At 42.2% G+C, this 24888-nt stretch carries 22 protein-coding genes; 6 read left to right on the plus strand and 16 right to left on the minus strand.

Translation table 11 applies throughout. The features are described from left to right. The first annotated feature begins 183 nt into the window (after nt 1-183). Together ACT3QN_RS02345 and ACT3QN_RS02350 are read left to right on the plus strand one after the other, a co-directional pair. Nucleotides 184-618, plus strand: coding sequence for an MCR_0457 family protein (locus ACT3QN_RS02345; RefSeq protein ID WP_444519392.1), 435 nt, complete (start codon nt 184-186; stop codon nt 616-618). Between the two features lie 492 nt (nt 619-1110). Beyond that, nucleotides 1111-2277, plus strand: a complete 1167-nt coding sequence (locus ACT3QN_RS02350) for a D-alanyl-D-alanine carboxypeptidase family protein (RefSeq protein ID WP_444522374.1) — start codon at nt 1111-1113, stop codon at nt 2275-2277. A gap of 198 nt (nt 2278-2475) precedes the next feature. Here the strand turns inward: ACT3QN_RS02350 and ACT3QN_RS02355 are convergent, their stop codons facing one another. The 12 genes from ACT3QN_RS02355 to ACT3QN_RS02410 form a co-directional block, all read right to left on the minus strand. Then, nucleotides 2476-4440, minus strand: a complete 1965-nt coding sequence (locus ACT3QN_RS02355; protein ID WP_444522375.1) for a sensor histidine kinase — start codon at nt 4438-4440, stop codon at nt 2476-2478. 217 nt (nt 4441-4657) lie between these two features. Continuing rightward, a complete protein-coding gene (gene der / locus ACT3QN_RS02360; RefSeq protein WP_444522376.1) occupies nt 4658-6079 on the minus strand; it encodes a ribosome biogenesis GTPase Der in 1422 nt (473 codons plus the stop codon). A 382-nt stretch (nt 6080-6461) separates the two neighbouring features. Continuing rightward, nucleotides 6462-7670, minus strand: a complete 1209-nt coding sequence (gene bamB / locus ACT3QN_RS02365) for an outer membrane protein assembly factor BamB (RefSeq protein WP_444522377.1) — start codon at nt 7668-7670, stop codon at nt 6462-6464. A 146-nt stretch (nt 7671-7816) separates the two neighbouring features. Further along, complete coding sequence (locus tag ACT3QN_RS02370) at nt 7817-8611, minus strand: YfgM family protein (protein WP_444522378.1); 795 nt, start codon at nt 8609-8611, stop codon at nt 7817-7819. 70 nt (nt 8612-8681) lie between these two features. After that, nucleotides 8682-9971, minus strand: a complete 1290-nt coding sequence (gene hisS / locus ACT3QN_RS02375; RefSeq protein ID WP_444522379.1) for a histidine--tRNA ligase — start codon at nt 9969-9971, stop codon at nt 8682-8684. A gap of 123 nt (nt 9972-10094) precedes the next feature. Beyond that, the gene (gene ispG, locus ACT3QN_RS02380) at nt 10095-11210 is read right to left on the minus strand and encodes a flavodoxin-dependent (E)-4-hydroxy-3-methylbut-2-enyl-diphosphate synthase (protein ID WP_444519385.1); all 1116 of its coding nucleotides are present in this window, start codon (nt 11208-11210) and stop codon (nt 10095-10097) included. A 116-nt stretch (nt 11211-11326) separates the two neighbouring features. Beyond that, entirely contained in the window at nt 11327-12139 is an 813-nt protein-coding gene (locus ACT3QN_RS02385; RefSeq protein ID WP_444522391.1) for a helix-turn-helix domain-containing protein, read from the minus strand. Beyond that, complete coding sequence (pilW, locus tag ACT3QN_RS02390; protein WP_444522380.1) at nt 12136-13071, minus strand: type IV pilus biogenesis/stability protein PilW; 936 nt, start codon at nt 13069-13071, stop codon at nt 12136-12138. Before pilW ends, ACT3QN_RS02385 begins: the two co-directional genes overlap by 4 nt. Before the next feature lie 211 nt (nt 13072-13282). Next, complete coding sequence (rlmN, locus tag ACT3QN_RS02395) at nt 13283-14512, minus strand: 23S rRNA (adenine(2503)-C(2))-methyltransferase RlmN (RefSeq protein WP_444522381.1); 1230 nt, start codon at nt 14510-14512, stop codon at nt 13283-13285. A gap of 423 nt (nt 14513-14935) precedes the next feature. Beyond that, a complete protein-coding gene (ndk, locus tag ACT3QN_RS02400) occupies nt 14936-15367 on the minus strand; it encodes a nucleoside-diphosphate kinase (RefSeq protein WP_444522382.1) in 432 nt (143 codons plus the stop codon). A gap of 333 nt (nt 15368-15700) precedes the next feature. After that, nucleotides 15701-16990 carry an adenylosuccinate synthase gene (locus tag ACT3QN_RS02405; protein ID WP_444519382.1) on the minus strand — a complete coding sequence of 430 codons (1290 nt, stop codon included), beginning with the start codon at nt 16988-16990 and terminating at the stop codon, nt 15701-15703. A gap of 198 nt (nt 16991-17188) precedes the next feature. Beyond that, a complete protein-coding gene (locus tag ACT3QN_RS02410) occupies nt 17189-18487 on the minus strand; it encodes an ATP phosphoribosyltransferase regulatory subunit (RefSeq protein WP_444522383.1) in 1299 nt (432 codons plus the stop codon). A 273-nt stretch (nt 18488-18760) separates the two neighbouring features. On the opposite strand from ACT3QN_RS02410, the gene ACT3QN_RS02415 reads away from it, so the two are divergent. The 3 genes from ACT3QN_RS02415 to corA all read left to right on the plus strand — a co-directional run bounded on the left by ACT3QN_RS02415 (nt 18761) and on the right by corA (nt 20665). After that, nucleotides 18761-19027, plus strand: a complete 267-nt coding sequence (locus ACT3QN_RS02415) for a hypothetical protein (protein ID WP_444522384.1) — start codon at nt 18761-18763, stop codon at nt 19025-19027. Next, nucleotides 18976-19365 (plus strand): DUF2237 family protein, encoded by a 390-nt coding sequence (locus tag ACT3QN_RS02420; protein ID WP_444522385.1) that lies wholly within the window; start codon nt 18976-18978, stop codon nt 19363-19365. Before ACT3QN_RS02415 ends, ACT3QN_RS02420 begins: the two co-directional genes overlap by 52 nt. Before the next feature lie 145 nt (nt 19366-19510). Then, nucleotides 19511-20665: a magnesium/cobalt transporter CorA gene (corA, locus tag ACT3QN_RS02425; protein ID WP_444522392.1), complete on the plus strand. Its 1155-nt coding sequence runs from the start codon at nt 19511-19513 to the stop codon at nt 20663-20665. Between the two features lie 91 nt (nt 20666-20756). On the opposite strand, the gene ACT3QN_RS02430 is transcribed toward corA, so the two are convergent. Together ACT3QN_RS02430 and folD are read right to left on the minus strand one after the other, a co-directional pair. Beyond that, complete coding sequence (locus tag ACT3QN_RS02430) at nt 20757-21275, minus strand: phosphate-starvation-inducible protein PsiE (RefSeq protein ID WP_444519378.1); 519 nt, start codon at nt 21273-21275, stop codon at nt 20757-20759. 100 nt (nt 21276-21375) lie between these two features. Then, nucleotides 21376-22254: a bifunctional methylenetetrahydrofolate dehydrogenase/methenyltetrahydrofolate cyclohydrolase FolD gene (folD, locus tag ACT3QN_RS02435; protein ID WP_444522386.1), complete on the minus strand. Its 879-nt coding sequence runs from the start codon at nt 22252-22254 to the stop codon at nt 21376-21378. Nucleotides 22255-22576: 322 nt separating this feature from the next. On the opposite strand from folD, the gene rluB reads away from it, so the two are divergent. Beyond that, the gene (gene rluB, locus ACT3QN_RS02440) at nt 22577-23503 is read left to right on the plus strand and encodes a 23S rRNA pseudouridine(2605) synthase RluB (RefSeq protein WP_444522387.1); all 927 of its coding nucleotides are present in this window, start codon (nt 22577-22579) and stop codon (nt 23501-23503) included. Between the two features lie 139 nt (nt 23504-23642). On the opposite strand, the gene ACT3QN_RS02445 is transcribed toward rluB, so the two are convergent. Then, complete coding sequence (locus ACT3QN_RS02445; RefSeq protein ID WP_444522388.1) at nt 23643-24188, minus strand: hypothetical protein; 546 nt, start codon at nt 24186-24188, stop codon at nt 23643-23645. A 40-nt stretch (nt 24189-24228) separates the two neighbouring features. Then, on the minus strand, nt 24229-24882 hold the full coding sequence (locus ACT3QN_RS02450) for a hypothetical protein (RefSeq protein WP_444528804.1): 654 nt from the start codon (nt 24880-24882) through the stop codon (nt 24229-24231). Between the last annotated feature and the right edge of the window lie 6 nt (nt 24883-24888).

Here is a 24888-nt window from a genome sequence, read left to right on the forward strand (position 1 = left end):
ACAACAATACAAACCGATGTAATGATACTGAAGTAACGTCATTAAGGTATGCTACTGATATGTTGCTAAAAAATGGTTTTGGCTCACAAGATATCTACACATAAATCAATATTTTATGTGACTTTTGTTTTCTTACCGATTAACATATGACCATTAAATAAAGACGAGCGAGTGTAATACTGAATGAATAAACAATCGATATTATCTATAGCTTCTGTGATAGCAAACACTGCCTCAAAAGTTGGGATTGCAGGATTGATAACGTCTGTTGCTATGCTGTCTCAAGCTTCTAATGCTGCAAATGATTCTGGTACGACCATTCCGCTAGACCTATCTGGTATCAACATTACTAAGCACGAAATTGCAGTAATGCAGGTGCTATCAGAAATATGCCCACCAATGCTAAACGGCAAGCAAAAACAGCGGTTTTATAAGTCGTATACTGTCCAATTGCATGAACTGATGCCGACTTTAGAAGATCCAAAAGCTGCTATACAATATTTATCTACACAACAGGACTATCGTCAGATACTTCAAGGTATTCGCGGTTGGACGATGGGATTCTCAAAGCAAGAAAACAAAGCACTATGTCAAGATTTAGCGAACGCAGACTACTAGACACTTAGTTAGCTTGGTTCTGTTACTAGCATTATAGTTTGCGAATGACGATATCAATAATAACAAAACAAACGCTATATACCTTTTATAACGTTGACTAGGCAAACTTCATCAACTAATTGTTTAAGTATTTATAGTATCAAAGCTTGCTGTCACTTCACTTGTTAATCACAAGCAGTGCAGCAGGCTTTTTTATGAGCGTTAAATTTTCTGTCATAGAAGCTGATCAGATTATAGTTACGACGAATATATGATAGGCCTCTGTTTTTCTTTTCAAGCTGACCTTATTTTTGCATTTATCGATTCCCCATCGGTAGTCATTTTGCTAAGATAAGGCGTTAATTTTATGTCTATTGTGTAGGCGTCACTATTTTTGCCAATACATTATTTTAAACACTGCATCTAAGACATGCTGCTTAAAATAATGTATGAAAATAGGTACAAAACATAAGCGATAAATACATTTGGTTCCATGATGCGGTGTAATGATATATGACAGTAAAGCGTGTGAAAAACCAGCTGATACAGCTGGTAGTTGGTGTAAGTATCTCGATGAGTGCAGTAATGGCAAACGCGGCCATACAACCACCTGAGATGGATAATACAGCCTATGTGTTGATGGACTATAACACTGGCGAAATTTTGGCCCAAAAGAACGCCAATGAGGCACTACCGCCAGCATCTCTAACTAAGATGATGACCAGTTATATCATTGAGCAGCGCTTGGAGTCAGGTGATCTGAAAGAGGATGATCAGGTATTGATGAGTCCAAATGCATGGTGCCGTGGTAGTAGCAGCCAATCTTGTATGTATGTGCCTGTGAACAAAACCGCCAGCGTCATCGACATGCTACGCGGTATTATCATTCAATCAGGTAATGATGCATCAAAAGCCATGGCTGAACATATCGCTGGCAGTGAGGAATCATTTGCAATCCTGATGAACGAACAAGCGCAAAAAATTGGCATGGAGAACTCTAACTTTGTCAATGCTACTGGTATGCCTGATGAAGGCCATTTAGCATCCGCTTTAGATTTGTCTAAACTTGCTCGCGCTATTATCAAAAACAGTGGCGACTACTATAGTATCTACGCAGAAAAAGAGTTTACCTACAATGGCATTACTCAAGGTAACCGTAATGCTTTACTTATTACTGACCCAACCGTTGATGGCCTAAAAACTGGCCATACCAATGCAGCAGGTTACTGCTTAGTCGCCTCTAGTAACCGTGAAGGCATGCGCTTAATATCTGTCATTATGGGCACAAAAAGCCAACAGGCGCGCGCTGATCAATCACGTGAGCTACTTAATTGGGGCTTCGGGCACTTTACAACCGTTACTAAAGCACCCACTGGACAGTTTGTCAGCAAGCTTCCAGTATGGTTTGGAGAAGCTGACGAAGTAGAATTGGCAACTGGCGACAACTTGCAAATTCTAACCAGCAAAACACAGAAAAATAAAATCACAACGGTGGTTGACGTTCCTGAGAGCTTAGAAGCACCGATTAAGAAAGGTCAGGAAGTTGGTAAAATGATGGCTGTCATTGATGGTAAAGCGGTAGCTTCAGTTCCTATCATTGCAACCAATGATATCGAACAGTCAGGCTTTATGAGCCGTACTTGGGAACATATCGTACGCTGGGTCAAGAATCTTTTCTAAGAAAATTTTTAGAAAGTAATACTGGTCAAAAACCGTTTAAAAAAGACGCCGCAAAGTAGGCGTCTTTTTTCTTTCTATATTTACTCTAATTAGAAAGGGCGTTGATAATGAGGTGGTAGTGAAGAGACGAAAGACATTCTTAGTAGAATGTCTATGACTGACGACCAGAGAAAACGGATTTAATAAATAGTAATACGACTAAACCAACCATTGTCTTAATAGGTCGCTTAACGCTTTTTCTTTATAAGTAGCAATATGACAGTAATCAACGCCAGCTGCTTTTAAACCATACTCAAAACTGTCTAAATAGCGCACCCGATGCTGCGGATACCAATATACCAATAACGCACGATGCTCACTCTTACTACCCTCATTACGTTCATACTGACGTACCCGCTTAGCCAGTAGTTCTGCATTTTCTGGAAAAACATCTTCAGCAAACATCACCATGTGAACTTTTTGCTTACACATTTCCTCTATGACAAGTTGAGAGCTTTGACGACAAATAATTGTAGCTCCTAAATACTCCAGTTCATCCAATAAAGAGCCTGTCTCATGATAGTAATAATAAATAATCGTTAGGCCAGACAATAAGCGCTGCTGTTTTGATTGCTGTTGATTGGGCATCGCTATGGTCAGCGTAAACTGTGTACCCACGCCAAGCACACTATCGACATCAATAGTGGCGCCCATGAGTTGCGCCATTTGCTTAACAATCGGTAAGCCAATCCCCGACCCTTCATACTGGCGGGTTTGCGACGAATCCACCTGAAAGAACGGATTAAATATATCGTCTAGGTGCTCGCTGTCGATACCAATACCCGTATCCTTCACGCTAATCTGCCACCGATTACTCTTATTAAAGTGTGTCAGTTGCGACGTAATCGTAATTTCTCCGACAGGCGTAAATTTAATGGCATTATTGAGCAGTATTGATAGTATCTGATATATTTTTTCTGAATCGCCGTATAGACTATAGTCTATATGATGAATATTACTGATTAACCTCAAGCCCTTTTGATTAGCTGTATTTTCAAACTTGGCTAGCAGGTCGGCGATTAACTGTAATGGGTTAAACTCATTTTTATGGATTTTTACCTGACCTTTTTGGATTTGGTTCAGCTGTATAATATGCTCTAAAGACAATACCAATTTATCACTGCCACTACTGATAATCTCTACCGCATCTTTTTGCTCTGTATTCAGAGTCTCATGATCCAATAGTTGTAAACCGCCTACAATTGCATTCAATGACGTTTTTAACTCATGAGAAATCATGCTTTGAAAATTGTGCAACTGCACATCAAGTGACACATCTTTGTTGTGCAATTTCTGTTCAAAAGCCGCAAGAGTCTCATAACCTTGTTTTGCTTCTTGCAGGCGATTAAACAACACGATCAATGCTTTTCTAATTTGGGTCAGTTCTTGAAAATTGAATTGCTGTTGAATAACTGGTAATTGCTCTATATCTGCGTTATTTGTGACAATATCACAAACATGAGTCAATGCTTCAATATCCTTGACTGGCCAATTAAGCTTTCTAAATATATATAAGGCAAAAGCAACAATCATTACTACTGTTGCCAGCCATAACCAAAGGATATTCTGGAACCAATGTAAACGTAGTAACTCTATATCCATCGTAATATTGATATAGCCAATTAATGTACTATTTTCAGTAGTCACCCCAGACGACGAATCTGGCGCTGATGATTCGCTCATAATATCTGATAGAGCCATTGTGAGCTGTTGATTAGAGTCAGAATTACTAGAGACTACACTACCAATATCAATGTCTTTACTAACCACTGGATAATTAAAGCTGACAGTATGCGCAAATAGAGCATTTTTCCAGTCATCAAGCGAGGGGTTTACCTCTCCGATTGCCTCAGAGGTTGCATAAAATACAATACTTTGAATAGTCGGCTCGCTTTCCAACAAGATATTAACTTGTTCAGCCACAACATCTGCCCCATCAGCAGTCGATGCGCTCATCGTTAATAAGGATGCTAGCTGTTGAATATGCTGGCTTTTTTCTTGATAGTGATGTACCAAACCATAAATAAAAGGCAATAAAAAACCTGCTAGCACTGCCAATACGACAGCTTGTATGACAGAACGCCAGATAAGTACAGGAATGGTTTGAGACGAACGGTTGTTCATATCACTCTACTGAGTCGCGGGCAGCTTTCATTTATAGTACAGGTATTTTAAAGATGTGATAAGTAAAACATTTGAATAATTTTTAAGGCGCTAAGGCTAAGCAAGATAACTACTTAAGAGCTCAAACTATAGCGTGTTAATAGAAAAATGTCATCACGCTATCGAACGCAATGACATTAATCACAAAAATTAAGATATAAAGCCTAAAATAATAGGATTAACGAGGCTTTTTGTCCTTGGTGGTAAATTTCTGTGATCGATTACGCTCACGTTGACGCAATTGCTGTGCTTTGGCTTTAGTCGGCGTATCGCTCTTGTTAGCATATGGATTATCATTTTGCTTCAAAATCACATTAAGCGGTGTGCCTTCTAGCTTAAATACTTGACGGAATTGATTCTCTAGATAGCGTTGATAGCTCTTAGGGAGCGCGCTGGTTTGGTTACCATGAATCACTATAACGGGTGGATTGTGGCCACCAATATGCGCATAACGCAACTTAATACGACGACCAGCAATGGTCGGTGGCGGATTGGCCGTCACAGCATCTTGCAAAATCTGAGTCAAACGGTTGGTCGATACTTCAAACATCGAAGATTTATGTGCACGCAAGATAGACGGGTATAAATTACCGACACCTGTACCATGCAATGCTGAAATCAAATGTATTTTTACATAAGGAATAAAGCTAAAACGGCGATCCATTTCAAGTTTGATATAGTCTCTTTGATCTTGCGTTAGACCATCCCATTTATTGATCGCAACGACCAATGCTCGACCAGCATCAAGCGCATAGCCAATCATGTGTAAATCTTGATCAACGATACCTTCATGCGCATCAATGACAATGACGGTTACGTTAGAATCTTCAATCGCCTGCAAAGTCTTGATAACAGAGAATTTTTCTACTTTTTCATCGATTTTACCGCGGCGGCGTACACCGGCAGTGTCAATTAAGACATAGTCTCGACCTTCACGCTGATAAGGAATATAAATACTATCACGCGTCGTACCTGGCATATCGTACACCACTACTCGGTCTTCGCCTAACAAGCGATTTACAAGCGTCGACTTACCAACGTTTGGACGACCGATAATGGCAAGCTTCAAGCCTCTTGGCTCTACTACGTTATCTTGCTCAGGCATATCAGCCGTTAGCACTTCAAGCAAGTTACCCACACCGCGACCATGACTGGCTGCCATTGGATACGGCTCGCCCAAACCTAAAGCATAAAACTCAGCAGGGGCAGCATCGTGTACGCCATCAACTTTGTTGGCAACGACATAGACAGGCTTGCCTAATGTATGCAAAAACTTACCAATTTCAGCATCAGCACCAATCATACCCGCACGAGCGTCAACGACAAATACAATAATATCCGCTTCATGAATCGCTGTATGCGACTGCTCAGACATATAATCATCGATATTGCCGCTACCATCGTCAGCTTCACCGATACCACCTGTATCTACAACGATAAAGGATTTTTCCTCATAAACTGCATCACCGTACTGACGGTCACGAGTCAATCCTGAGAGGTCAGCGACCAATGCCTGCCGACTCTTTGTGAACTGATTAAATAAGGTGGATTTACCGACGTTTGGACGACCAATTAAGGCGACCACAGGCTTGATACTCATGGGTTACTCTCAGTGAAAGGCACAATGACGGGCAGTACAGTTACTCTTATAACCAGTGACATAGCAATAGTAATAGATATGCTGCAATTGACCGTGAATTAAAATGAATGATAGAACAATAGCAAAAATAATAGATGGCTATTTTACGATTAGAAATAATATATAGGACGGCTCATTATACATAAATAAGTAGTATATATGGATAGCACATCGGTCGCATAGAGTACGCGAAAGCCTATGTTTAAACAAGCAATTTACACAAGGCACTAAACGCTGACTAAGCAGCGTTTTTTTTCATAAATGACAATCAAGAATAGGCTTAACAGTTATAATGCAATATTACACTTTGTTAATCACCGATAAGCATTCATTTGTACAAGTATTAGCGTACTAACTGCCAGATAGCAACTTGTCCTGAGGTGCTTTGAGTCATTAAGCGGCTACCTTGGACTTGCAAGTTGGTCAGCGCACCTTTAGTCTCTACGCGGCTAACGATGCTACCCGTAGCAGGGTCAAACAAATGCACCACACCATCGAGGTCGCCAATGGCGATATAGTTTCCAATCATCACAGGATTGGTTAGGTCACGATAAGCCAATTCGTCACTTTCCCATAGTGTCTCGCCACTGTTGCGATCATAAGCAACTACTTTGCCTTCTAGACTAGTAGCAATGACTTGCTGAGTATTTACTGCAAGTGATTTGAGGCTCGCAATTTCATTAACAAACATCACTTGACGCGAGGCCAAATCAATACCTAATAGCTGACCACTATAACTAATCGCAAACAACTGATTTTTATCTACGATAGGTTTGCCATCGACATCACTCATGCGCTCAACTTCACTACTACCAGTGCCTACACCAACACGTCTTGACCATAGCGGAAGACCATTATCGACGGTAATTGCATGCAGACGACCATCAGCGGTAGCCAAGAGTGCTGTTTCATTGTCTAATAGAGTTGGCGCAGCGCTACCGCGAACGCTAATAGCAGGTACTTGAGTCGCAAACTGCCATACTGACTGTCCAGTTTGCAGCGACAAACCATGTAAGAAACCATCGTTCGCTGATAGTACGACACGGTTATTAGTAATCAGTGCTGGCGTCAAAACCGAACCTGACAACTGCTGCTGCCAACGCTTTGCACCAGTCGTGCTATCAAACGCCATGACCTTACCACCACGAGTACTAATGATGGCTGTCTGACTCAATTCGTCTACTGCAACGCCGCCAGTGATTTGGTCTTCAACATTGATCGACCATATACGCTCACCTGTACTATTGAACCCTGACAGTTCACCACCGCGTGAGGCAGTAACAATTTGACCACTAGCGTAACCAATTTGCAAATCTAACGGATCTTTTTTGCTGGCTTTTTTGTTGCCAACATCTGTACTAAAAATGGGCTGTAGTACGCTAATCGGCTGAGCGATTTGTACCAACTCTACCGGATCATTAACAACAGGCTTAATACCGCGATTACATCCAATCACTGCTGTGCTCATGACTGCCAGTACAGCCACATGCATGACTGTCTTTTTGATAGTTTTCGTGTTTAACATTTTGCTAGAGCGAATAGATTGAGTCATTGTATGTTCTCACTACAGATAAATTATTATTAATTGGTAAATTGGCCAACAGCAAATTAGTAATCATTAGGTTATATGAAAAAAGAGCTTTGGGTGATTACCAACTCTCAATAATATACTACTGACTTAATGTCTAGCCTGCTAACTTACTGTCCTGCTTCGACAGCGATTTCATTCGAACTATCCATCACCAGCGACGGCTCAGGAGCAGATGGTTCTTGAATAAGGCTGGTCTGCTCAGCAATCGGTTCAGCTGTTATACCCAAGCTCTCCATCTTTAATGCCAATACTGCACGCGTTTCTTGGCGACTACGTAATAGCTCCCACGCGTTACTATAAGATTTAATCGCTGAGTCTTTATTATCTTGCGCTAAGTAAATATCCCCTAGCAGCTCCTGCTGACTTGCTTCGAACGAGCTTGGCATGTCATTGTTTGCTTCTGCCAATGCAGCATCTGTATCGCCTGCAGCCAACAGCGTCTTTGCATAGCGTAAACGAGTAATCGCTTCTAAACCAGCATCACCTAAATCGATAGCCAATGCTTTTTCGAAGGTCTCAGTCGCTGCTGCAAAATCATCGCTGTCGACTTGTTGACGTGCTTTTATCATCAGCGCTTGCCATGCATAAACCGACTCACCGTGCGTGTTGACCAAAGTATCAATATCTTTGTCTAGCTGGCTACGACTCTGGGTAAGCGCTTCTTGAGCTTCTGCTTCCAAATCTGGATTTTGTGAAGCTAAGTTGACTTCTTCATTTAGCTGCTGAATATCAGCATACTGATCGGCGGCGACGGTATCTACTCGCGCATGATTGTCTTGCCAGTATGTCCAGCCAAAATAGGCGGCCAATGCTAACAAAATCGCAGTGACAATATAACTACCATATTGCTTTAAGTTTTGCATGGAGTTATCTGCATTCGGCGAACTAGGTGTCAGAGCCATATATATTTACCTGATAAAATTTACATTAAATTGCTGATGCCACAAATAAAGCTAATTAATCAAAAATAGACTAGCGACGAGAAAAGTTCTCTGTAGTCGATAGCCAATCTTGTGCGACCGTCTTTTGCTCACCTGTCTGCATATCTTTAATACTAATCGTATTATCATCCAGCTCTTGCTGTGCAATGATGACTGTCAGTGCCGCGCCTGACTTATCCGCCTTTTTCATTTGTGCCTTTAGACTTGTGGCACTAGCCATCTTTACTCGTACGTCTGGACGACTGTGACGCAAATTTTGTGCATAGCTTATACCAGCACTGTATACCTCAGGATGAGCAACAACAAATACATCACAAGCTGGTATATCAGCAATCGGGGCTACTGCTTCTATCAGTAGCAATAGACGCTCAAGTCCCATTGCAAAACCAACACCAGGCTCAGATTTGACTGGTTTATTACCATCTGTACCGATTGATTTCAACTGACCTACTAACCCATCATAACGACCACCAGCACAAACGGTAGCTTGGCTTCCAAGCTTATCTGTTACCCACTCAAATACCGTTTTATTATAATAATCAAGGCCACGTACTAAGTGCGGATTGATTTCAAAATCGATATTCAGCGCAGTCAGGTAGGTTTTGACCTGCTCAAAATGCGCCACACTCTCTTCACCCAAGAAGTCAGCAAGCTTTGGCGCATCCGCCAATACTGCTTGCGTACTCGAGTCTTTACTATCCAAGATACGCAAAGGGTTGGTCGTCAGACGACGTTTGCTATCTTCGTCTAGCTGGTCCTTTTTATCAGTCAAATAAGTGACCAATGCTTCACGATAAGCATAGCGCTCATCCAGCTCGCCCAAACTGTTCAGTTGCAAACGCATCTCGTTGTTAAGACCTAATTCTTTCCACATCAAATGAGTCATCGCAATCAGTTCAGCATCAGCATCTGGTAATGCACTACCAAAACTCTCGACACCCAATTGATGGAACTGGCGATATCGACCTTTTTGTGGACGCTCATAGCGGAACATTGGGCCAATGTACCAAAGCTTGGGCGTGTCACCACGTAGCAAGTTATGCTCGATAACTGCACGTACTGCACCTGCTGTACCTTCAGGACGTAGTGCTAATGGTGTTGGTGGCTCAGACTTGTCCGTAAAACTGTACATTTCTTTTTCGACGATGTCAGTGGCGCCGCCAATAGCACGGGCAAACAAATCAGTTTGTTCAACGATAGGCAAGCGAATATGCTCGTAACCATACCTACCAAGTACATCAGCCAATATCGCTTCTAGATGCAGCCACTTTGCTGATTGGTCAGGCAAAATATCATTAAAACCTTTGATAGCTTTGATCATGGTACGGTCGTATCCTTAAATGTTTAACAGGTATTCTATTATTGTCGTTTGTATACTCAAATAAGCGTTATATCTGACTGATGTTATGACGGTATAATCTGACGTATCAATCTACTCTATGGCTTATTTTACGCGAATGATTTCATTCTCACGCTTTTTTGCCAAATCTTCTGCATGGGCGCGAACCATACCTTCTATTTCATCGACTAGATTGCCTGTGTCGATAAGGTGGCTTTTTTCACCCATACGATAGACCAATGATCTAGGTGCAGCACCAACGATGCCAATATCCGCTTCTTTTGCCTCTCCTGGCCCATTAACCTTGCAGCCAATCACAGATAGGTCCATCGGTTCACGAATATCTTCTAAACGCGACTCTAATGCTGTCATGACTTTAATCACATCAAACTCTTGACGTGAGCAGCTTGGACAGGCGATAAAGTTTACACCGTTCGAACGAATATTAAGCGATTTTAAGATATCAAAACCAATCTTAATCTCTTCTTCAGGCTCGGCTGCTAAGGAGATACGGATAGTGTCGCCAATACCATCTAGCAATAATCCACCTAGTGCGATAGCTGATTTAACGGCACCAGTACGATAGACACCCGCTTCAGTCACACCCAAATGTAATGGGTTATCAATTTGCGCTGATATTAAGCGATAAGCATCCAGTGTCAAAAACACATTGCTAGCTTTAACAGATACTTTGTACTGGTCAAAATTCAGACGCTCTAAAATATCAATGTGGCGCATTGCCGACTCTAGCATTGCCTCGCCAGTTGGCTCAGTATACTTACGCTGTATGTCTTTTTCTAAAGAGCCCGCATTCACGCCAATACGAATCGGAATATTATGATATTTGGCACAAGCAACCACTTCACGTACCTTAGCATCGCTACCAATGTTACCAGGATTGATACGTAAACAGTCAGCGCCCGCTTCAGCAACCGCCAAAGCGATTTTATGATCAAAATGCACATCAGCGATCAAAGGAACGCTTACCAATTTGCGAATTTCGCCAAATGCTTTAACGGTATCCATTGTTGGCGTAGATACGCGCATCAGATCCGCGCCCGCCTCAACGCAACGCTCGATCTGAGCGACCGTCGCTGCTACATCACAGGTATCAGTATTGGTCATGCTCTGTACGCTAATTGGTGCATCACCACCAACCGCGACATCACCGACATAGATTTTTTTGGTCTGACGACGATTAATAGGCGATGGCATTGACATACATAAATCCTTGAATCAAAAATAGAAAAGCCCTAGGCCTTTGTATATATAATATAAACCAGCTCAATCAACACATTCATATGTAATGTACTCAAATTTGGCGCTTATATAACTGACTACGGCGCCAATTCAAAAGTAGCCTGCTTATCTGTTGCATACGTATCTAGTGCAACTGGTTGTTGATTGAGCATCAAACTCACATTGTCGATATTATCAATTTGTACATTAAACGGTGGCATACCAGATAGGTCGTAATTACCCGCAGACTGGGCACCATTTATAAGACTGTTTTCGTCAGCATCCGTGATGCTAACCACAGCGTCATCTGTCAATACAAGGTTTAGGTTAGCAGTCGTTGCAGCATCACCTAGATTCAATGCAGAGCCAGAAGCACCAACGCCACTTGCATCATTGTTTATGGCGGCACCTTGTGCTTGTTCTATCGCTGACATATCTTCAACAGCTGTTACAGGCTCTTGGGTATTTTCTTTGCTAGCGTTACTCACCATGCGGAATAGGAACACCGCCAAAATAATCAATCCGATAACACCTATGATTAATAGGGGGTTAAAGCGGATGCGGTTATGAGTATCACGCTGCAAAGTCCCCATCGGACGTAGTGGCGTGTCGATATTACTGGCTGACTTGGCCTTTAACTCGTTGGGATAAGCGGCATCAAAACTACTAGCAATTTTAGCTGAATCTAAGCCCAAATACTTGGCATAGTTAATCGCAAAACCACGAGCAAATGCAGCCTGTGGTAGCTCCGCGAAGTTTTCATTTTCTAGTGCTTCTAGATGACGCTTTAGAATAAACAGCTCGGCCGCCGCTACCTCTAAAGTTACTTGCTTATTTTTACGGGCTTGCTGCAACACGGCACCAAATGATCCCTGCGCGTTAGATTGAGTGTTAGATGATGGGGTGATCATTTCCATGGTGCCTCTGGATTGTTAAGCCAAGTCTTAAGTTGTTTTGCTTCATCACTTAACGGGTAAGCGGATAAAAGCTGCTGTGCCAGTTGCTGGCGCGTAGTTATATTGTTTTGTGCTGCTGCAAGCTTGATACCTTGTAAGAGCAAGCGCGGACTAACACCCTGCCCCTGCACCAATATCAGCGTCTCATCATACAGTCTCTGTGCCTGCGGTACACGCTGTTGTTCAAGCAATAAATCCACCAGTTCGATATGAGCAATAATACTATTACGATTGCCATCAAGTGCGCGTAAAAATGCTTTTGAAGCGGCACTATTATCACCTAATTGTAGATAAGTACGACCTAGGTTTTCTAGCGCACCAATACGGCCTTCATAGCCTAGCGACGCGCCTGCAATCTCGAACTGTTCTGCCGCTTCACGGTAGCGCTTTGTCTGTGACAAATATACGCCATAATTATTGTGTGCTTGTACAAAGTCTCTATCTAGCGCGATAGCTTTTTTGAAGTACTGATCGGCTTTGGCTAGATTGATACGACTGCCTTCTTGCTGCAACAAAACGCCCATCATATCATAGGCTGGCGCATAACGGCTATCGGCAGCAAAGGCTTTTTCAAGCTGCTGCTGTGCAGTGTCGAGTTCATTTTTGCGGATGTATTGCGCGGCAAGTGAGGTACGCACACGGGCGATTTCCTGCTGATCTAAATTTCGATCATTACTAGCTCGCGTAGATGTTTGATAAGGAGAGTTGCCTAGCAAATCATTAGTCGGTGTGTTCTGGCAGCCACTTAATACAAGGACGCCAAACGCCGCCGATAGCACTGCACGCTTTGGCAAAGCAGTTTGGGCATCACTGATACTTAACTGCTTATAAGATTTAGAAAGTGATTTTTGATGTTTGAACTGACAAGAATTTTTAGAAGTCATCATAGCCGCCATCATAAAACTGGGATTCAATGCGTTCGATCAAAGAAACATCAGTTTAATAGATTTAACCCCTTTAAGTACAATTTAGTTGTTATTAATTGCCGCATTCTATAGTCTCGACCGTCATTGCTACATTTTCTTACTATTGCGACAGAAAAAAGACAGCTAAAACGCGATATCAGTCGAATATCACGCTTATATTCTAGAGGGATTACTAAACGCTTTCACGATCTTTGATACTCTGTTGCCATGCGGCTGAGCGTCTAGTGCGATCGGCAACTTGTCCAACCAACTGACCACAAGCGGCATCAATGTCATCACCACGTGTTTGACGAATCGTACAAACAAAACCAGCTTCGCTTAATATATTGCTAAACGCATGGATGCGGTTGTTGCTTGATTTGTCATACGGTGCATGTGGGAACGGATTGAAAGGAATAAGGTTAATCTTGCTTGGTAACCCGTCCAATAACGCAACCAACTGATGCGCATGCTCATTGCTATCATTGACGCCGTCAAGCATCACATACTCGATCGTGACGTGTTTCTTATGACGTGGATTAACATCGTAGACATAGTTTTTTGCCGCTGCAATCAGCTCTTCTAGCGGATATTTTTTGTTAATAGGTACTAGCTCATTACGCAGTTCATCATTTGGCGCATGTAATGAAATAGCCAATGCCACATCGATGTCTTGTGCTAGCTGATACATTTTCGGGACGACACCAGAAGTCGATAATGTGACACGGCGCTTTGACAATCCGTAAGCATGATCGCTTAGCATCAGCTCCATTGAACCAACCACAGGTTTATAGTTCAATAGCGGCTCACCCATACCCATCATCACCACATTGGTAACATTATTTTCCCATAGGCTATGATCAATGTTTTCTAAGCTTTCATTTTCATCCGTCATATATGAAGCATTAGCGACCCATAACTGACCGATAATTTCAGCCGCACTCAAGTCACGCTCAAACCCTTGCTTGCCTGTACTACAGAAACTACAGTCTAGCGCACAGCCTACTTGCGAAGACACGCATAGTGTTTTACGACCATTTGACTTACTGTCATCTGCAGGAATAAGTACCGTCTCAACAAATGAGCCACCAGTAACTTCAAATACCCACTTACGCGTACCATCATCACTATATTGACGATGAATCACTTTGGGCGGAACCACACAAGCATTAAGTGACAGTTTGTCCCGCAATGACTTGCTCAAATTCGTCATTTGCTCAAAATCTGTCACGCCATGCTGATATATCCACTTAATTACCTGAGTGGAACGAAATGGTTTTTCACCAATGCTCTTGAAGTAATCAGCCAGTTGCGCTTGTGACATACCCAATAGATTGGTTTTGGCATGTGCCTCATCTACTAGTTTAATACTATCAGTAATCTTAGCAGGTACGTGCTGAGTAGGTGCTTGAAAAGTTGACATAATAGGTAACCTTTTTGCAGAAGCTTAGATAAGCGGTGCAATTATTTATATGGGCTTTGCCATACATACATGGGTGCATGAGCAATCCGCTATGAGCGCAGTTTTTCAGCTTGACAAATACCAATTAATAAATTAGCCATTGATAAAAAATATGCTGATAAGGGATTGATAACGCTAAGTAAAATTAATAATGAGGTAAGTCATCGACAATTTCAATGAATAATAGCTAAAACGGCCTATACCCATAAGATATAAGCCGTCTCGCAAACCAATTACAAACAACCAATGTTGTCAATAATTCGTCTATAGCCAAGTAAACATAAAACTTATACAAGTAAGATTAGCTTAAATCGTAGCTGTCTTATTATAGCAGTTACTACAAACAAATCGAACGCCGTAAAAGCTTATCTTTTATTTACTATATTAGCGTGTACGTGCACAAACTTCATCATCGCTGAAGAAGTAGCTGATTTCACGTGCTGCTGATTCAGCTGAATCTGAACCATGTACTGCGTTTTCGTCGATGCTGCTAGCGAAGTCAGCACGGATAGTGCCTTCAGCAGCTTCTTTTGGGTTAGTTGAACCCATGATTTCACGATGCTTAGCAATAGCGTTTTCGCCTTCTAGTACTGATACCAATACTGGACCTGACATCATGAAAGATTTTAGATCGTTGTAGAATGGACGCTCAGCGTGCTCAGCGTAAAAACCGCCTGCTTTTTCATCATCAAGTTGTAGCATTTTAGCTGCAACGATTTTTAGACCAGCTTGTTCAAAACGGCTGTAGATAGCGCCGATGTGGTTGCCAGCAACTGCGTCAGGTTTGATGATAGATAAAGTACGTTCGTTAGCCATGAGAAGCTCCTAATAGATGATAAATTCAATAAAATATATAAAAATTAATGCGTTGTTTTTGCTTTGGCCACAATGTTGACTTGGACTGTTTTGCACAACTCATGGTATATCAATGTATAACCATAAGCGCCAACATAGGATTGCTGCCTATTATAATGATTAAGGCTACAAATGATAGGGTTAATTTATGACCATACCTTGCAAAAAAGTAAATTCATTGTTCATTAGTCATTGATAATGCTATAAGTTCTAACAAAAGCAAAAACCCCAACGCTCAGCATTGGGGTTCTATCACTGATACTAGAAACTATTTAATCAAGTTTGTAGTGAAAATTAAGCGTCGTACGGATCACGTAATACGATAGTCTCTTCACGATCAGGACCGGTTGAGATAATATCAACTGGGCAACCGATCAATGCTTCGATACGCTTGATATATTTTTTAGCGTTTTCTGGAAGCTCATCATAGTTCGTAATACCAACGGTAGACTCGCTCCAACCTTGCATTGTTTCGTACTTAGGCGTAACTGACTCATAGAATTCAGCATCATGTGCGCCTGCACACTCAGTCTCAGGTAAGTTGTAACCCACACCGATTAGAAGCTCTTCAAGACCATCTAGTACGTCAAGCTTGGTCAAGCAGATACCTGACATAGAGTTAAGTACTACTGCACGGCGTAATGCTTCAGCATCAAACCAACCACAGCGACGTGCACGACCAGTTGTCGCACCAAACTCATGACCAACTTTAGCTAAGTGAGCACCAACATCATCGAACAGTTCAGTTGGGAACGGACCACTACCAACGCGTGTGGTATACGCTTTCGTGATACCAAGTACGTAATCTAAATATAATGGACCAATACCAGTACCAGTAGACACGCCACCAGCGGTTACGCTTGAGCTAGTAACAAATGGATATGTACCATGATCGATATCTAGCAATGTACCTTGAGCACCTTCAAACATCAGATGTTTGTCAGCCAGACGTAGTTGATTTAGGTCTTCAGTTACATCAGTAACCATACCCTTAATCTCTTCTTTCCACTCTTTACAAAGCTTGAGTGTCTCATCAAAATCAATTGCTTCAACTTTATAGTACTCAGTTAGTTGGAAGTTATGATATTCGATTAGATTACGTAGCTTTTCTTCTAGATCTTCACGGAACAAATCAGCCAGTTTAATTGCACGACGTGCTACTTTGTCTTCGTATGCAGGGCCGATACCGCGACCTGTTGTACCGATTTTACCAGTGCCGCGCTTGGCTTCACGAGCTTGGTCAAGTGCCACATGGTAAGGCATGATAAGTGGGCAGTTAGGAGAGATACGTAGACGCTCACGTACAGGTACATTGTTGGCTTCTAGTTCTTTCATCTCTTTTAGTAGTGCGTCAGGTGCTAACACCACGCCATTACCGATGAAGCAAGTGACGCCTTCACGCAAGATACCTGATGGAATCAAATGCAAGACAGTGGTTTTGCCATCGACAACCAACGTGTGACCAGCATTGTGTCCGCCTTGAAAGCGGGCTACTGCTGAGGCTTTTTCGGTAAGTAAATCAACGATTTTACCCTTACCTTCGTCGCCCCATTGGCTACCCAAAACTACAACATTCTTACCCATGATCAATCCTTACCTTATGTATTGAGGTGTGTGCAATAAAAGCTGAAAAATTAAACTGATTTTCTTAGCTATATTTTTGTATCTCAGTGATTCATGAAATAGAAACACTGAGATATCTAACGAATAATTCTGCGTTCTCGTAATGTGTACTGAATACTTTTGGCTGTGTGTGCCATTCAGTGGTCTATTATCAGAGAGCTAAACAGTCTGTAGTTGCCATTGACTGTCATCAGACATACTCAAACGATGCGTAACATCATCTGGACTGTCCTGTGCATCTAACGGCATAGTGACGCGATAGCCTTGCTGTCGTAGACTTTCCACTTGTTGCAATAGCGTCTGCATTTCATCTGTATTTGCATTAGTCAAAGCAGCAAAATCAACTAGGACAACGGTTGGCGCATCTAGCTGTGTATGCGCCAGCAAGCGGCTGACATCCATACTGAAGCCCGTGGCCGCGCGTAACGTTTGCGTCTGACTTTGCATACCATCAAAACGACCACCACGTACTAATGGCTGCGTTTCGCTATTGATATAACCATTGAATACGATACCAGTATGATAATGATAACCTGATAGCTCAGTCACATCGATACTGACTGGGCACTGCCATTGATCTTGTAGATAGGTTTTCAGACGCTGTAGCTCGTCGATTGCTGTCGCAATCTGACTGTCTTTCTGCGCTGTATCTGATAGTTTAGCTAATAGGTTTGCAATATCGTGACCAAAGCGTGCCAACACATAAAAATCATCACCCATTGGTAAGCTACGGCAAACACGCTTCAGCTCTGGTAGGTTTTTATTGGCATATAAGTACATCAGTTGCTCAGTATCACTGTCTGATAGTTCGGCCAATTCAGCCAAACGTTTGAATATCGCTACGTGACCCAAATCGATATGAAGCGCTGCACTCATATTGAGTTTATTCACCATCGTAAATAGCACGTCTATCAGCTCTATATCTGCCGCTAGTGACGCACAGCCAAATATCTCAGCACCTAATTGCAGTGGCGTACGTGAGCCAAACAGACCTGATGGCAAGGTATGAATCACATCACCCACATAGCAATAACGCGCAATACCCGTACCGCCCCAATGCGCATCGATACGCAAAATCTGCGGCGTAATATCAGCGCGTACGCCCATTAGACGACCCGTCAACTGATCAATGATTTTAAAGGTTTGACGTTTTAGATCTTCTGATGCATCACTTAGCAAAGACTCAGTAAACTCAATCATCGGTGGGCAAACCAACTGATAACCATGAGTAATAAGCTGCTCGATTAACTGATGTCTAAGCACTTCTTGCTTATGCGCATCTTCAAACAGGACATCAACCACCCCGTCAGGCAACAGCCAACTATTGGCAACATCACTGCCAAAGTTGCTCAAGTATGGCATGCGATTGGGTGCAGCACTATTTTCGGCAGGCTGAGACACTGTTTCGTTGGTAGAATTTGGCTGGGCAGGTTTTGCAGAATCAGAACTAACAGACACAATAAATCCTTGTTTGGCGTATCGCTTACCAAAAACGCGGTACTGATGCGGTACTTAAAGAGTGATTTGCCGAGTATTGACGCTGTGTGTATTTATTTTTAACGCGCAACATCATTGACCCAATTATTTATAAACAAACCAGGTAACCGCAAAAGGGTGAATAATAAGTATAATTTAGAATGATAAGACGAGTATCTTTATGCGCTAAAAAATCGCGACAAATAATCAAGGCACTTTATGCTTTAGTTTAGCATAGCGCTCAAGGTTCGCCTAGTGACAATTAGCCACAATCACTATCTAATTACAGTTCAATTGCCGCTTATTAGCTTAGCAGATGTAACAGTCATCGTTGATGTATTTGGCTCAATATTAGGTGAATTGTTGAGAGGTTTGTTTTTTGTTATCCATAAGATAATGAGCACGATTACGGCAGCGTCTTCTGTACAGACTCATGATACACTAACACATATTTTTATCTCGGAAGCCTTATGTCATCTGATTACCACCCAAACCCTGCCATCAACCAAACCAATGTCTTAGGCACCGCACTTGCCAGCTGTTGCTTTGATCCTATCACTGGCTATTATCGCAATGGTTTTTGTCATACTGGCAACCATGATGTCGGTCAACATACTGTTTGCGCCAAGATGACTAGCGAGTTTTTAAACTTCTCTGCCAGTCGCGGTAATGACCTGATCACCCCGCTACCTGAGTACAACTTTTCTGGTCTCAAACCTGGCGACTACTGGTGCATCTGTGCCCTACGTTGGGTTGAAGCATTGGACTTCGACATCGCACCGCAAGTAAAGCTAGAAGCGTGTCACGAGAGTCTATTGGCGTTGGTAGATATCGATACGCTAAAAAGCTATGCCCTATAGATAATATCGGCATACGATAAAACCATAGCAGCGCTCACGGTATATTTGGATTATTGAATTTTTTTATTATATGACAGGAAGATATATGGAAAATGATAATAATCAACTGATCAAAAAAGCAGCTCATATTGCCCCTGATTCTAATATGAATCATATCTATGCCAATATGAATGACAAGCATCTTTATTTGGACGATGATGATAGTTATATTTATGGGGATGTGGACGCTACTACTGAGGATACTATCGAGACCATGACAGTCTACGATCCTGACTCAGAACGCTATGAAGACATTGATTCATCAAGTGCAGATGAGGTAGTCAACTGCTACGCTTACTCACGTAAAACAGGTGAAAACCTTAATAGAGTGGCGCTCAATGATGTGAGTCGTACGCTAGGTAATAATGGTCAATTTATTTGGCTTGGGCTATACGACCCAAGCTTAGAAACCATGGTCAAAGTAAAAGAAGCCTTTGACCTGCATGAGCTAGCGATTGAAGATGCTTTTGCTGATCATCAACGTGCCAAGGTCGAAAACTACGACAATGATATGGTCTTTGTAGTACTACGTACAGCCAAACTCGAAGACAATGTCATTCGTTATGGTACGACTGCGATATTTATGGGTAAGAACTACCTCATTACAATTCGCAATGGCCCATCAAACTCATATGCGCCTGTCCGTGAACATTGCCATCGCCGTCCCGAAAAGCTACGCATGGGTCCTATCTTTGTACTGCATGCTATCCTCGATTTTATCGTTGATAACTATATGCCAATTACTGATAGATTGGGCCGCTACCTGCGCGAACAGGAGAGCTATGTATTTACCTCTGAGTTTGATAAAGGCACGCTAAAAAACCTCTACGAGCTCAAGTCGCAACTGGTACATATGCGCGCTATTATCTTACCTGTACAAGACATCTGTAGCTTTTTTATCAATCATAAAAAGAGTGAAATTGTCTCTGGGTTCTCTCAAGCGGCTAAGCCGTACTTTCGCGATGTTAACGATCACCTCTTACACTCAATAGATGCAATCAACGGTCTCAATGAAATGCTAAGCGTGGTAATGAATACCTATATGGCAATGGTCAATATGGGTCAGAATGAAGTGGTGCGTAAGCTCGCTGCATGGGCAGGTATCCTAGCCGTACCAACAGCTATTGCTGGTATCTATGGTATGAACTTTGACTTTATGCCTGAGCTGCATTGGAAGTATTCGTATCTTATCATCATGGCCATTATTATCGCCTTGTGTAGCTACCTGTATTACAACTTTAAAAGACTTAAATGGTTGTAGTACCAAATACTTCTCATAGAACTAAATAGCACAAAAAAGAGCAACCACTGGTCGCTCTTTTTTTATGCTGCTATCTAATTGTTCACAGTAATTATTCGCGGCGATGCTTGGTATGGCTATCGGGCGACTGAGCATTATCAGGCAATAGTGCTTTAACCGTTAGGTTTGCATGCTGTTTATCCAGATTATCCTCTGGACGACCAAACGTTTTTGCCGTCCAAGTGAGCACTACGATAGCACCACTCAATAGCATAATAGCCACAGAAATTGTCGCTAGCAGCCATAAATGAAAATAGTCTGAAACTGCTTGTACATCAACCACCAAATGGCGTGACAAGGCAGTGATAGCAATAAATATCAGAAATTGTACTGGCAAACGGTGGGTTTTAAAATAAATACCTATCATAGCCAGTAGTTCAAGGTAAATAAATAACATCAATATGTCTTTTAGATCCGCTGAGCCTTTTTGGATAATACCAACGAACTCTTTTCCTGCGGTCCAAACGACAACCACACTGATTAGAAATAAAATAACGTAATGACAGACATCAACAAACCCTCTACCAATACCTTGTAGTCGCTCATGAACACCTACGTTTTTTTTAGCCATGTTTAGGTCCTATCAACTGAAATGTGGTTGATTTAGCCTGAGTCTATGTTACCTCAGGCCCCCTTATATATCGGCAATCAGTATTCGTATGACTATCTTTTTAGCCGTTGTTCAAACCCGCTGATTTTTCAGCGGCATCGACGGTTTGGCGAATAAGCGTGTTAATAGTCATTGGGCCAACGCCGCCTGGTACTGGCGTATAAGCACTGGCAATATTTTCCATACCTTTCATTTCGATATCACCAACACCGCCATCATCTGTCGGATGGAATCCTGCATCAACGACGACGGTTCCTGATTTGACCCATTCCGCTTTAATTAGCTCAGGTACGCCCACCGCACCAACTACAATATCTGCACGCTTAATGTGTGCCGCCAAATCTTGAGTTCTTGAATGGCAAATAGTCACCGTACAGTTAGCATTCAATAGCATCATCGCCATTGGTTTACCTAAAATAGCACTGCGCCCTACGACTACTGCTTCTTTACCCGATAGCTCGATATTATGATGCTCTAATAGATGCATAATGCCCTGCGGTGTACATGAGCCATAAGCTGATTGCTGCATCGCCATACGACCAAAACCAAGACAAGTTACGCCATCAACATCTTTTGCTAGGTCAATCTGCTCAAAGCAAGCACGCTCATCGATATGCTCAGGAACAGGATGCTGTAGCAAAATACCGTGCACATCTGGATTGCTGTTCAACTCATCTATCTTTGCCATAAGTTGCTCAGTGGTCGTGACACTCGGCATCTCAACACGTATAGAGTCCATACCAACACGCTTACAGGCGTTGCCTTTCATACGGACATAAGTCGCAGAGGCAGGATCGTCACCAACCAATATCGTCGCTAAACTTGGGGTGCGGCCAGTCTTATCCTTAATCGTATCTACGCGCGTGCGCAGATCCTGTTCTATCTGTTTAGCAAGTGCTTTGCCGTCCAAAACGGTGGCGGATTCTTGGGCAGTAGACATAGTAACTCCAATAGAGGGTACGATATAAAAAATAAAGACAGCGCGCGCAAATACTTTGCATGCCTGTCCTTTGCTTCGTCAATATTTGACTAAGAGTAATATTGTACCTGTGTACGTTACAAAATCCTAGCGTAAGATAAAGCATGCACGCTGATAAATTTTTATAATAAGTGAATTAAACGATATTACGTATTTATGAGTGACTACGTCATTAAGTAGTAAGGTATTGGTTTACGTGCTAAATTTGTTAAAATAGCGTAGAATAGCCAATCCAATTTTTTTACATTGAGAAATGTAAACCCACCGACTCAAGGTTATGATTATGAAAGATGAAAAATTACAGAAAGCACTTGCCCGTATGGGACTTGGTTCACGTCGTCAAATGGAAGAAGTCATCAAATCTGGCCGCGTAACGGTTAATAATGGCCCTGCGACCATCGGTGATCGTGTTTCGCAAGGTGATGAGATTCGCGTTGATGGCCGTCAAATCAAATACACTTCTGAAAATGAGAAGCGTCGCCGTGTTATTGCTTACTATAAGCCTGAAGGCGAAGTTTGCTCAGTTAAAGATCCAGAAGGCCGCCCAACTGTCTTTGAGCGTTTGCCAAAACTGACTCATGACCGCTGGGTAATGGTTGGACGTTTGGATATTAACTCAACTGGCTTATTGTTATTTACCAATGATGGTGAAATGGCACATCGCTTGATGCATCCATCTAGTGAAGTGACTCGTGAATATGCGGTACGTGTATTGGGCGAAGTGACGCCTGATATCGCACGTACATTGACTGCTGGTGTCATGTTAGAAGATGGTGTCGCAAAATTCGAAGACATCAAAGAAGGCGGCGGCGAAGGTGTCAACAAGTGGTACCATGTCCAGCTAAAAGAAGGCCGTAATCGCGAAGTACGTCGTTTGTTTGAGTCTCAAGGTCTAAAGGTTAGTCGCCTACTGCGTACACGCTATGGCACGATTGTTCTACCAAAAGAGCTACGTACTGGTCGTTTCTTAGAGCTTGATAAAAAAGAAATCAATACGTTGACGGACTTAGTCAGCTTGCGCCCACGTTATGGCACAGGTTTACATGGTGCAGCCAAAGAAAAACAAGAACGTATCAGAAACAAACCGCTCAAAGCGCGTCGCACTGATACTCGTAGTGATAACCGCAATAGCAGTGCTAAGCCTAAAAGTAGCGCTAGCCCTGCCAGCCGTGGTACACGTAACACCCGTGATCGCAATAATAAGCGCTAGTTAAGTTGGTTTAATATTGTTCCAAGTCTTAAATAGATTTGGGATAAACATAAAAAAGCGGTCAATGATGAATAGTCATTGGCCGCTTTTTTATGTCTGTTTTACAGAGGTCACAGTTACTCAGTATAGATATAACGGCTCAGCTATCGTGACTATTAATATAGCGCTTCATGACTCGCAGCTCTTGTAGCTGCTCCTCGTCCATTTGGGCCAGTAGTCTATCCAAACGCTGTTCGATGTTGTCTAAAACACTCTGCAATAACTCATTACCTTCCAGCCTCTTCTTACTACTCACACTGCTTGTATTCGTTAATTGGTAATGGGTGGCTAGCATTTCAGGTAGCCGTGTTTGCAACATTTTATTCAACACAAACTGCGCTTCTGTTATAGCCGGTGTCTTGTGTTGACTGTACAGGGCTGTTTGATAAGCGTGATAACTATTCATTTTTTCATCAATACGTTTTAATTGACGCAGTTGCTGCTCTGATAAACTTCTTAAGTGCTGTCTATTTAACGTTAACTGCTGCCAACTTAATGCAGCTAATGATAAGGGCGCCTCATAATCATGATAAGTGAGCACACCAGGTGAGATACCGACAGCTTTATGAAAAGCCTGCCAGCCCTTTCTACCTAGATAAAAGGTGGTGACGGTCGTTACAATGCCAACGCCTATTAAAATACTCATATACGATTACTCTTTATCCTTTTACTATTCAACTTTATATTTATAGCTTAATGTCTTCAGCGCTCATTTTTTTACCAGTCGGGCTTTCAATCGCTTGGATATTTACATCACTGCTAGTATTGCTATCTGGCTTTTGAATACCTGTATTAGTAGCAGGATTATCAAAGCGTTTTTGGAGATAGCGATTGGTTGCGAGTAGCTTTTGACCATCTTGATGGTAGGATGCGTTGAGCAGGTCATCGAACTGTGTGTTAATCGTTTCAAGCACATCTAACAAAGCTTCTTTACCAGTGACATTAGAATGTTTGATTTTGGTAGTGTCAGCAAGCGAATCATCTAAATCATGCAAGCGGCGATAATCAGCCACAGCAAGCGGTACGTGCCTATCCATCAAGTTTTGAATCATAATATAAGTTTCATTGACGGTATCTTTATCATCAATCTTGCCATCATTATTGGTATCGCCATACATGACACGCAGCTTTTCACCCTTTGTATTAATTTGCTCAAGAGCCGTCTTTACTTCGACGGGCAGGCTTTTTTCGGGTATATAACCCAATTGCGGCATCGCCTTATATTCGAGCATTTTGGGTGCTGTGACTTTTTTAATGCCACGATATCCTAGATATAACCCAGCCGCTGGCAACAGCCCATACAAAACAAACATTACGAACATCGCAGTCATTTGGGTCATTATATT

Source organism: Psychrobacter sp. AOP7-C1-14 (assembly GCF_052376135.1).
Lineage (GTDB): Bacteria > Pseudomonadota > Gammaproteobacteria > Pseudomonadales > Moraxellaceae > Psychrobacter.

Coding starts and splice junctions, on each gene's coding strand:
- ACT3QN_RS02345 (WP_444519392.1), top strand. CDS start 184: ATGAATAAACAATCGATATTATCTATAGCTTCTGTGATAGCAAACACT.
- ACT3QN_RS02350 (WP_444522374.1), top strand. CDS start 1,111: ATGACAGTAAAGCGTGTGAAAAACCAGCTGATACAGCTGGTAGTTGGT.
- ACT3QN_RS02355 (WP_444522375.1), bottom strand. CDS start 4,440: ATGAACAACCGTTCGTCTCAAACCATTCCTGTACTTATCTGGCGTTCT.
- der (WP_444522376.1), bottom strand. CDS start 6,079: ATGAGTATCAAGCCTGTGGTCGCCTTAATTGGTCGTCCAAACGTCGGT.
- bamB (WP_444522377.1), bottom strand. CDS start 7,670: ATGACTCAATCTATTCGCTCTAGCAAAATGTTAAACACGAAAACTATC.
- ACT3QN_RS02370 (WP_444522378.1), bottom strand. CDS start 8,611: ATGGCTCTGACACCTAGTTCGCCGAATGCAGATAACTCCATGCAAAAC.
- hisS (WP_444522379.1), bottom strand. CDS start 9,971: ATGATCAAAGCTATCAAAGGTTTTAATGATATTTTGCCTGACCAATCA.
- ispG (WP_444519385.1), bottom strand. CDS start 11,210: ATGTCAATGCCATCGCCTATTAATCGTCGTCAGACCAAAAAAATCTAT.
- ACT3QN_RS02385 (WP_444522391.1), bottom strand. CDS start 12,139: ATGATCACCCCATCATCTAACACTCAATCTAACGCGCAGGGATCATTT.
- pilW (WP_444522380.1), bottom strand. CDS start 13,071: ATGATGACTTCTAAAAATTCTTGTCAGTTCAAACATCAAAAATCACTT.
- rlmN (WP_444522381.1), bottom strand. CDS start 14,512: ATGTCAACTTTTCAAGCACCTACTCAGCACGTACCTGCTAAGATTACT.
- ndk (WP_444522382.1), bottom strand. CDS start 15,367: ATGGCTAACGAACGTACTTTATCTATCATCAAACCTGACGCAGTTGCT.
- ACT3QN_RS02405 (WP_444519382.1), bottom strand. CDS start 16,990: ATGGGTAAGAATGTTGTAGTTTTGGGTAGCCAATGGGGCGACGAAGGT.
- ACT3QN_RS02420 (WP_444522385.1), top strand. CDS start 18,976: ATGTCATCTGATTACCACCCAAACCCTGCCATCAACCAAACCAATGTC.
- corA (WP_444522392.1), top strand. CDS start 19,511: ATGAATCATATCTATGCCAATATGAATGACAAGCATCTTTATTTGGAC.
- ACT3QN_RS02430 (WP_444519378.1), bottom strand. CDS start 21,275: ATGGCTAAAAAAAACGTAGGTGTTCATGAGCGACTACAAGGTATTGGT.
- folD (WP_444522386.1), bottom strand. CDS start 22,254: ATGTCTACTGCCCAAGAATCCGCCACCGTTTTGGACGGCAAAGCACTT.
- rluB (WP_444522387.1), top strand. CDS start 22,577: ATGAAAGATGAAAAATTACAGAAAGCACTTGCCCGTATGGGACTTGGT.
- ACT3QN_RS02445 (WP_444522388.1), bottom strand. CDS start 24,188: ATGAGTATTTTAATAGGCGTTGGCATTGTAACGACCGTCACCACCTTT.
- ACT3QN_RS02450 (WP_444528804.1), bottom strand. CDS start 24,882: ATGACCCAAATGACTGCGATGTTCGTAATGTTTGTTTTGTATGGGCTG.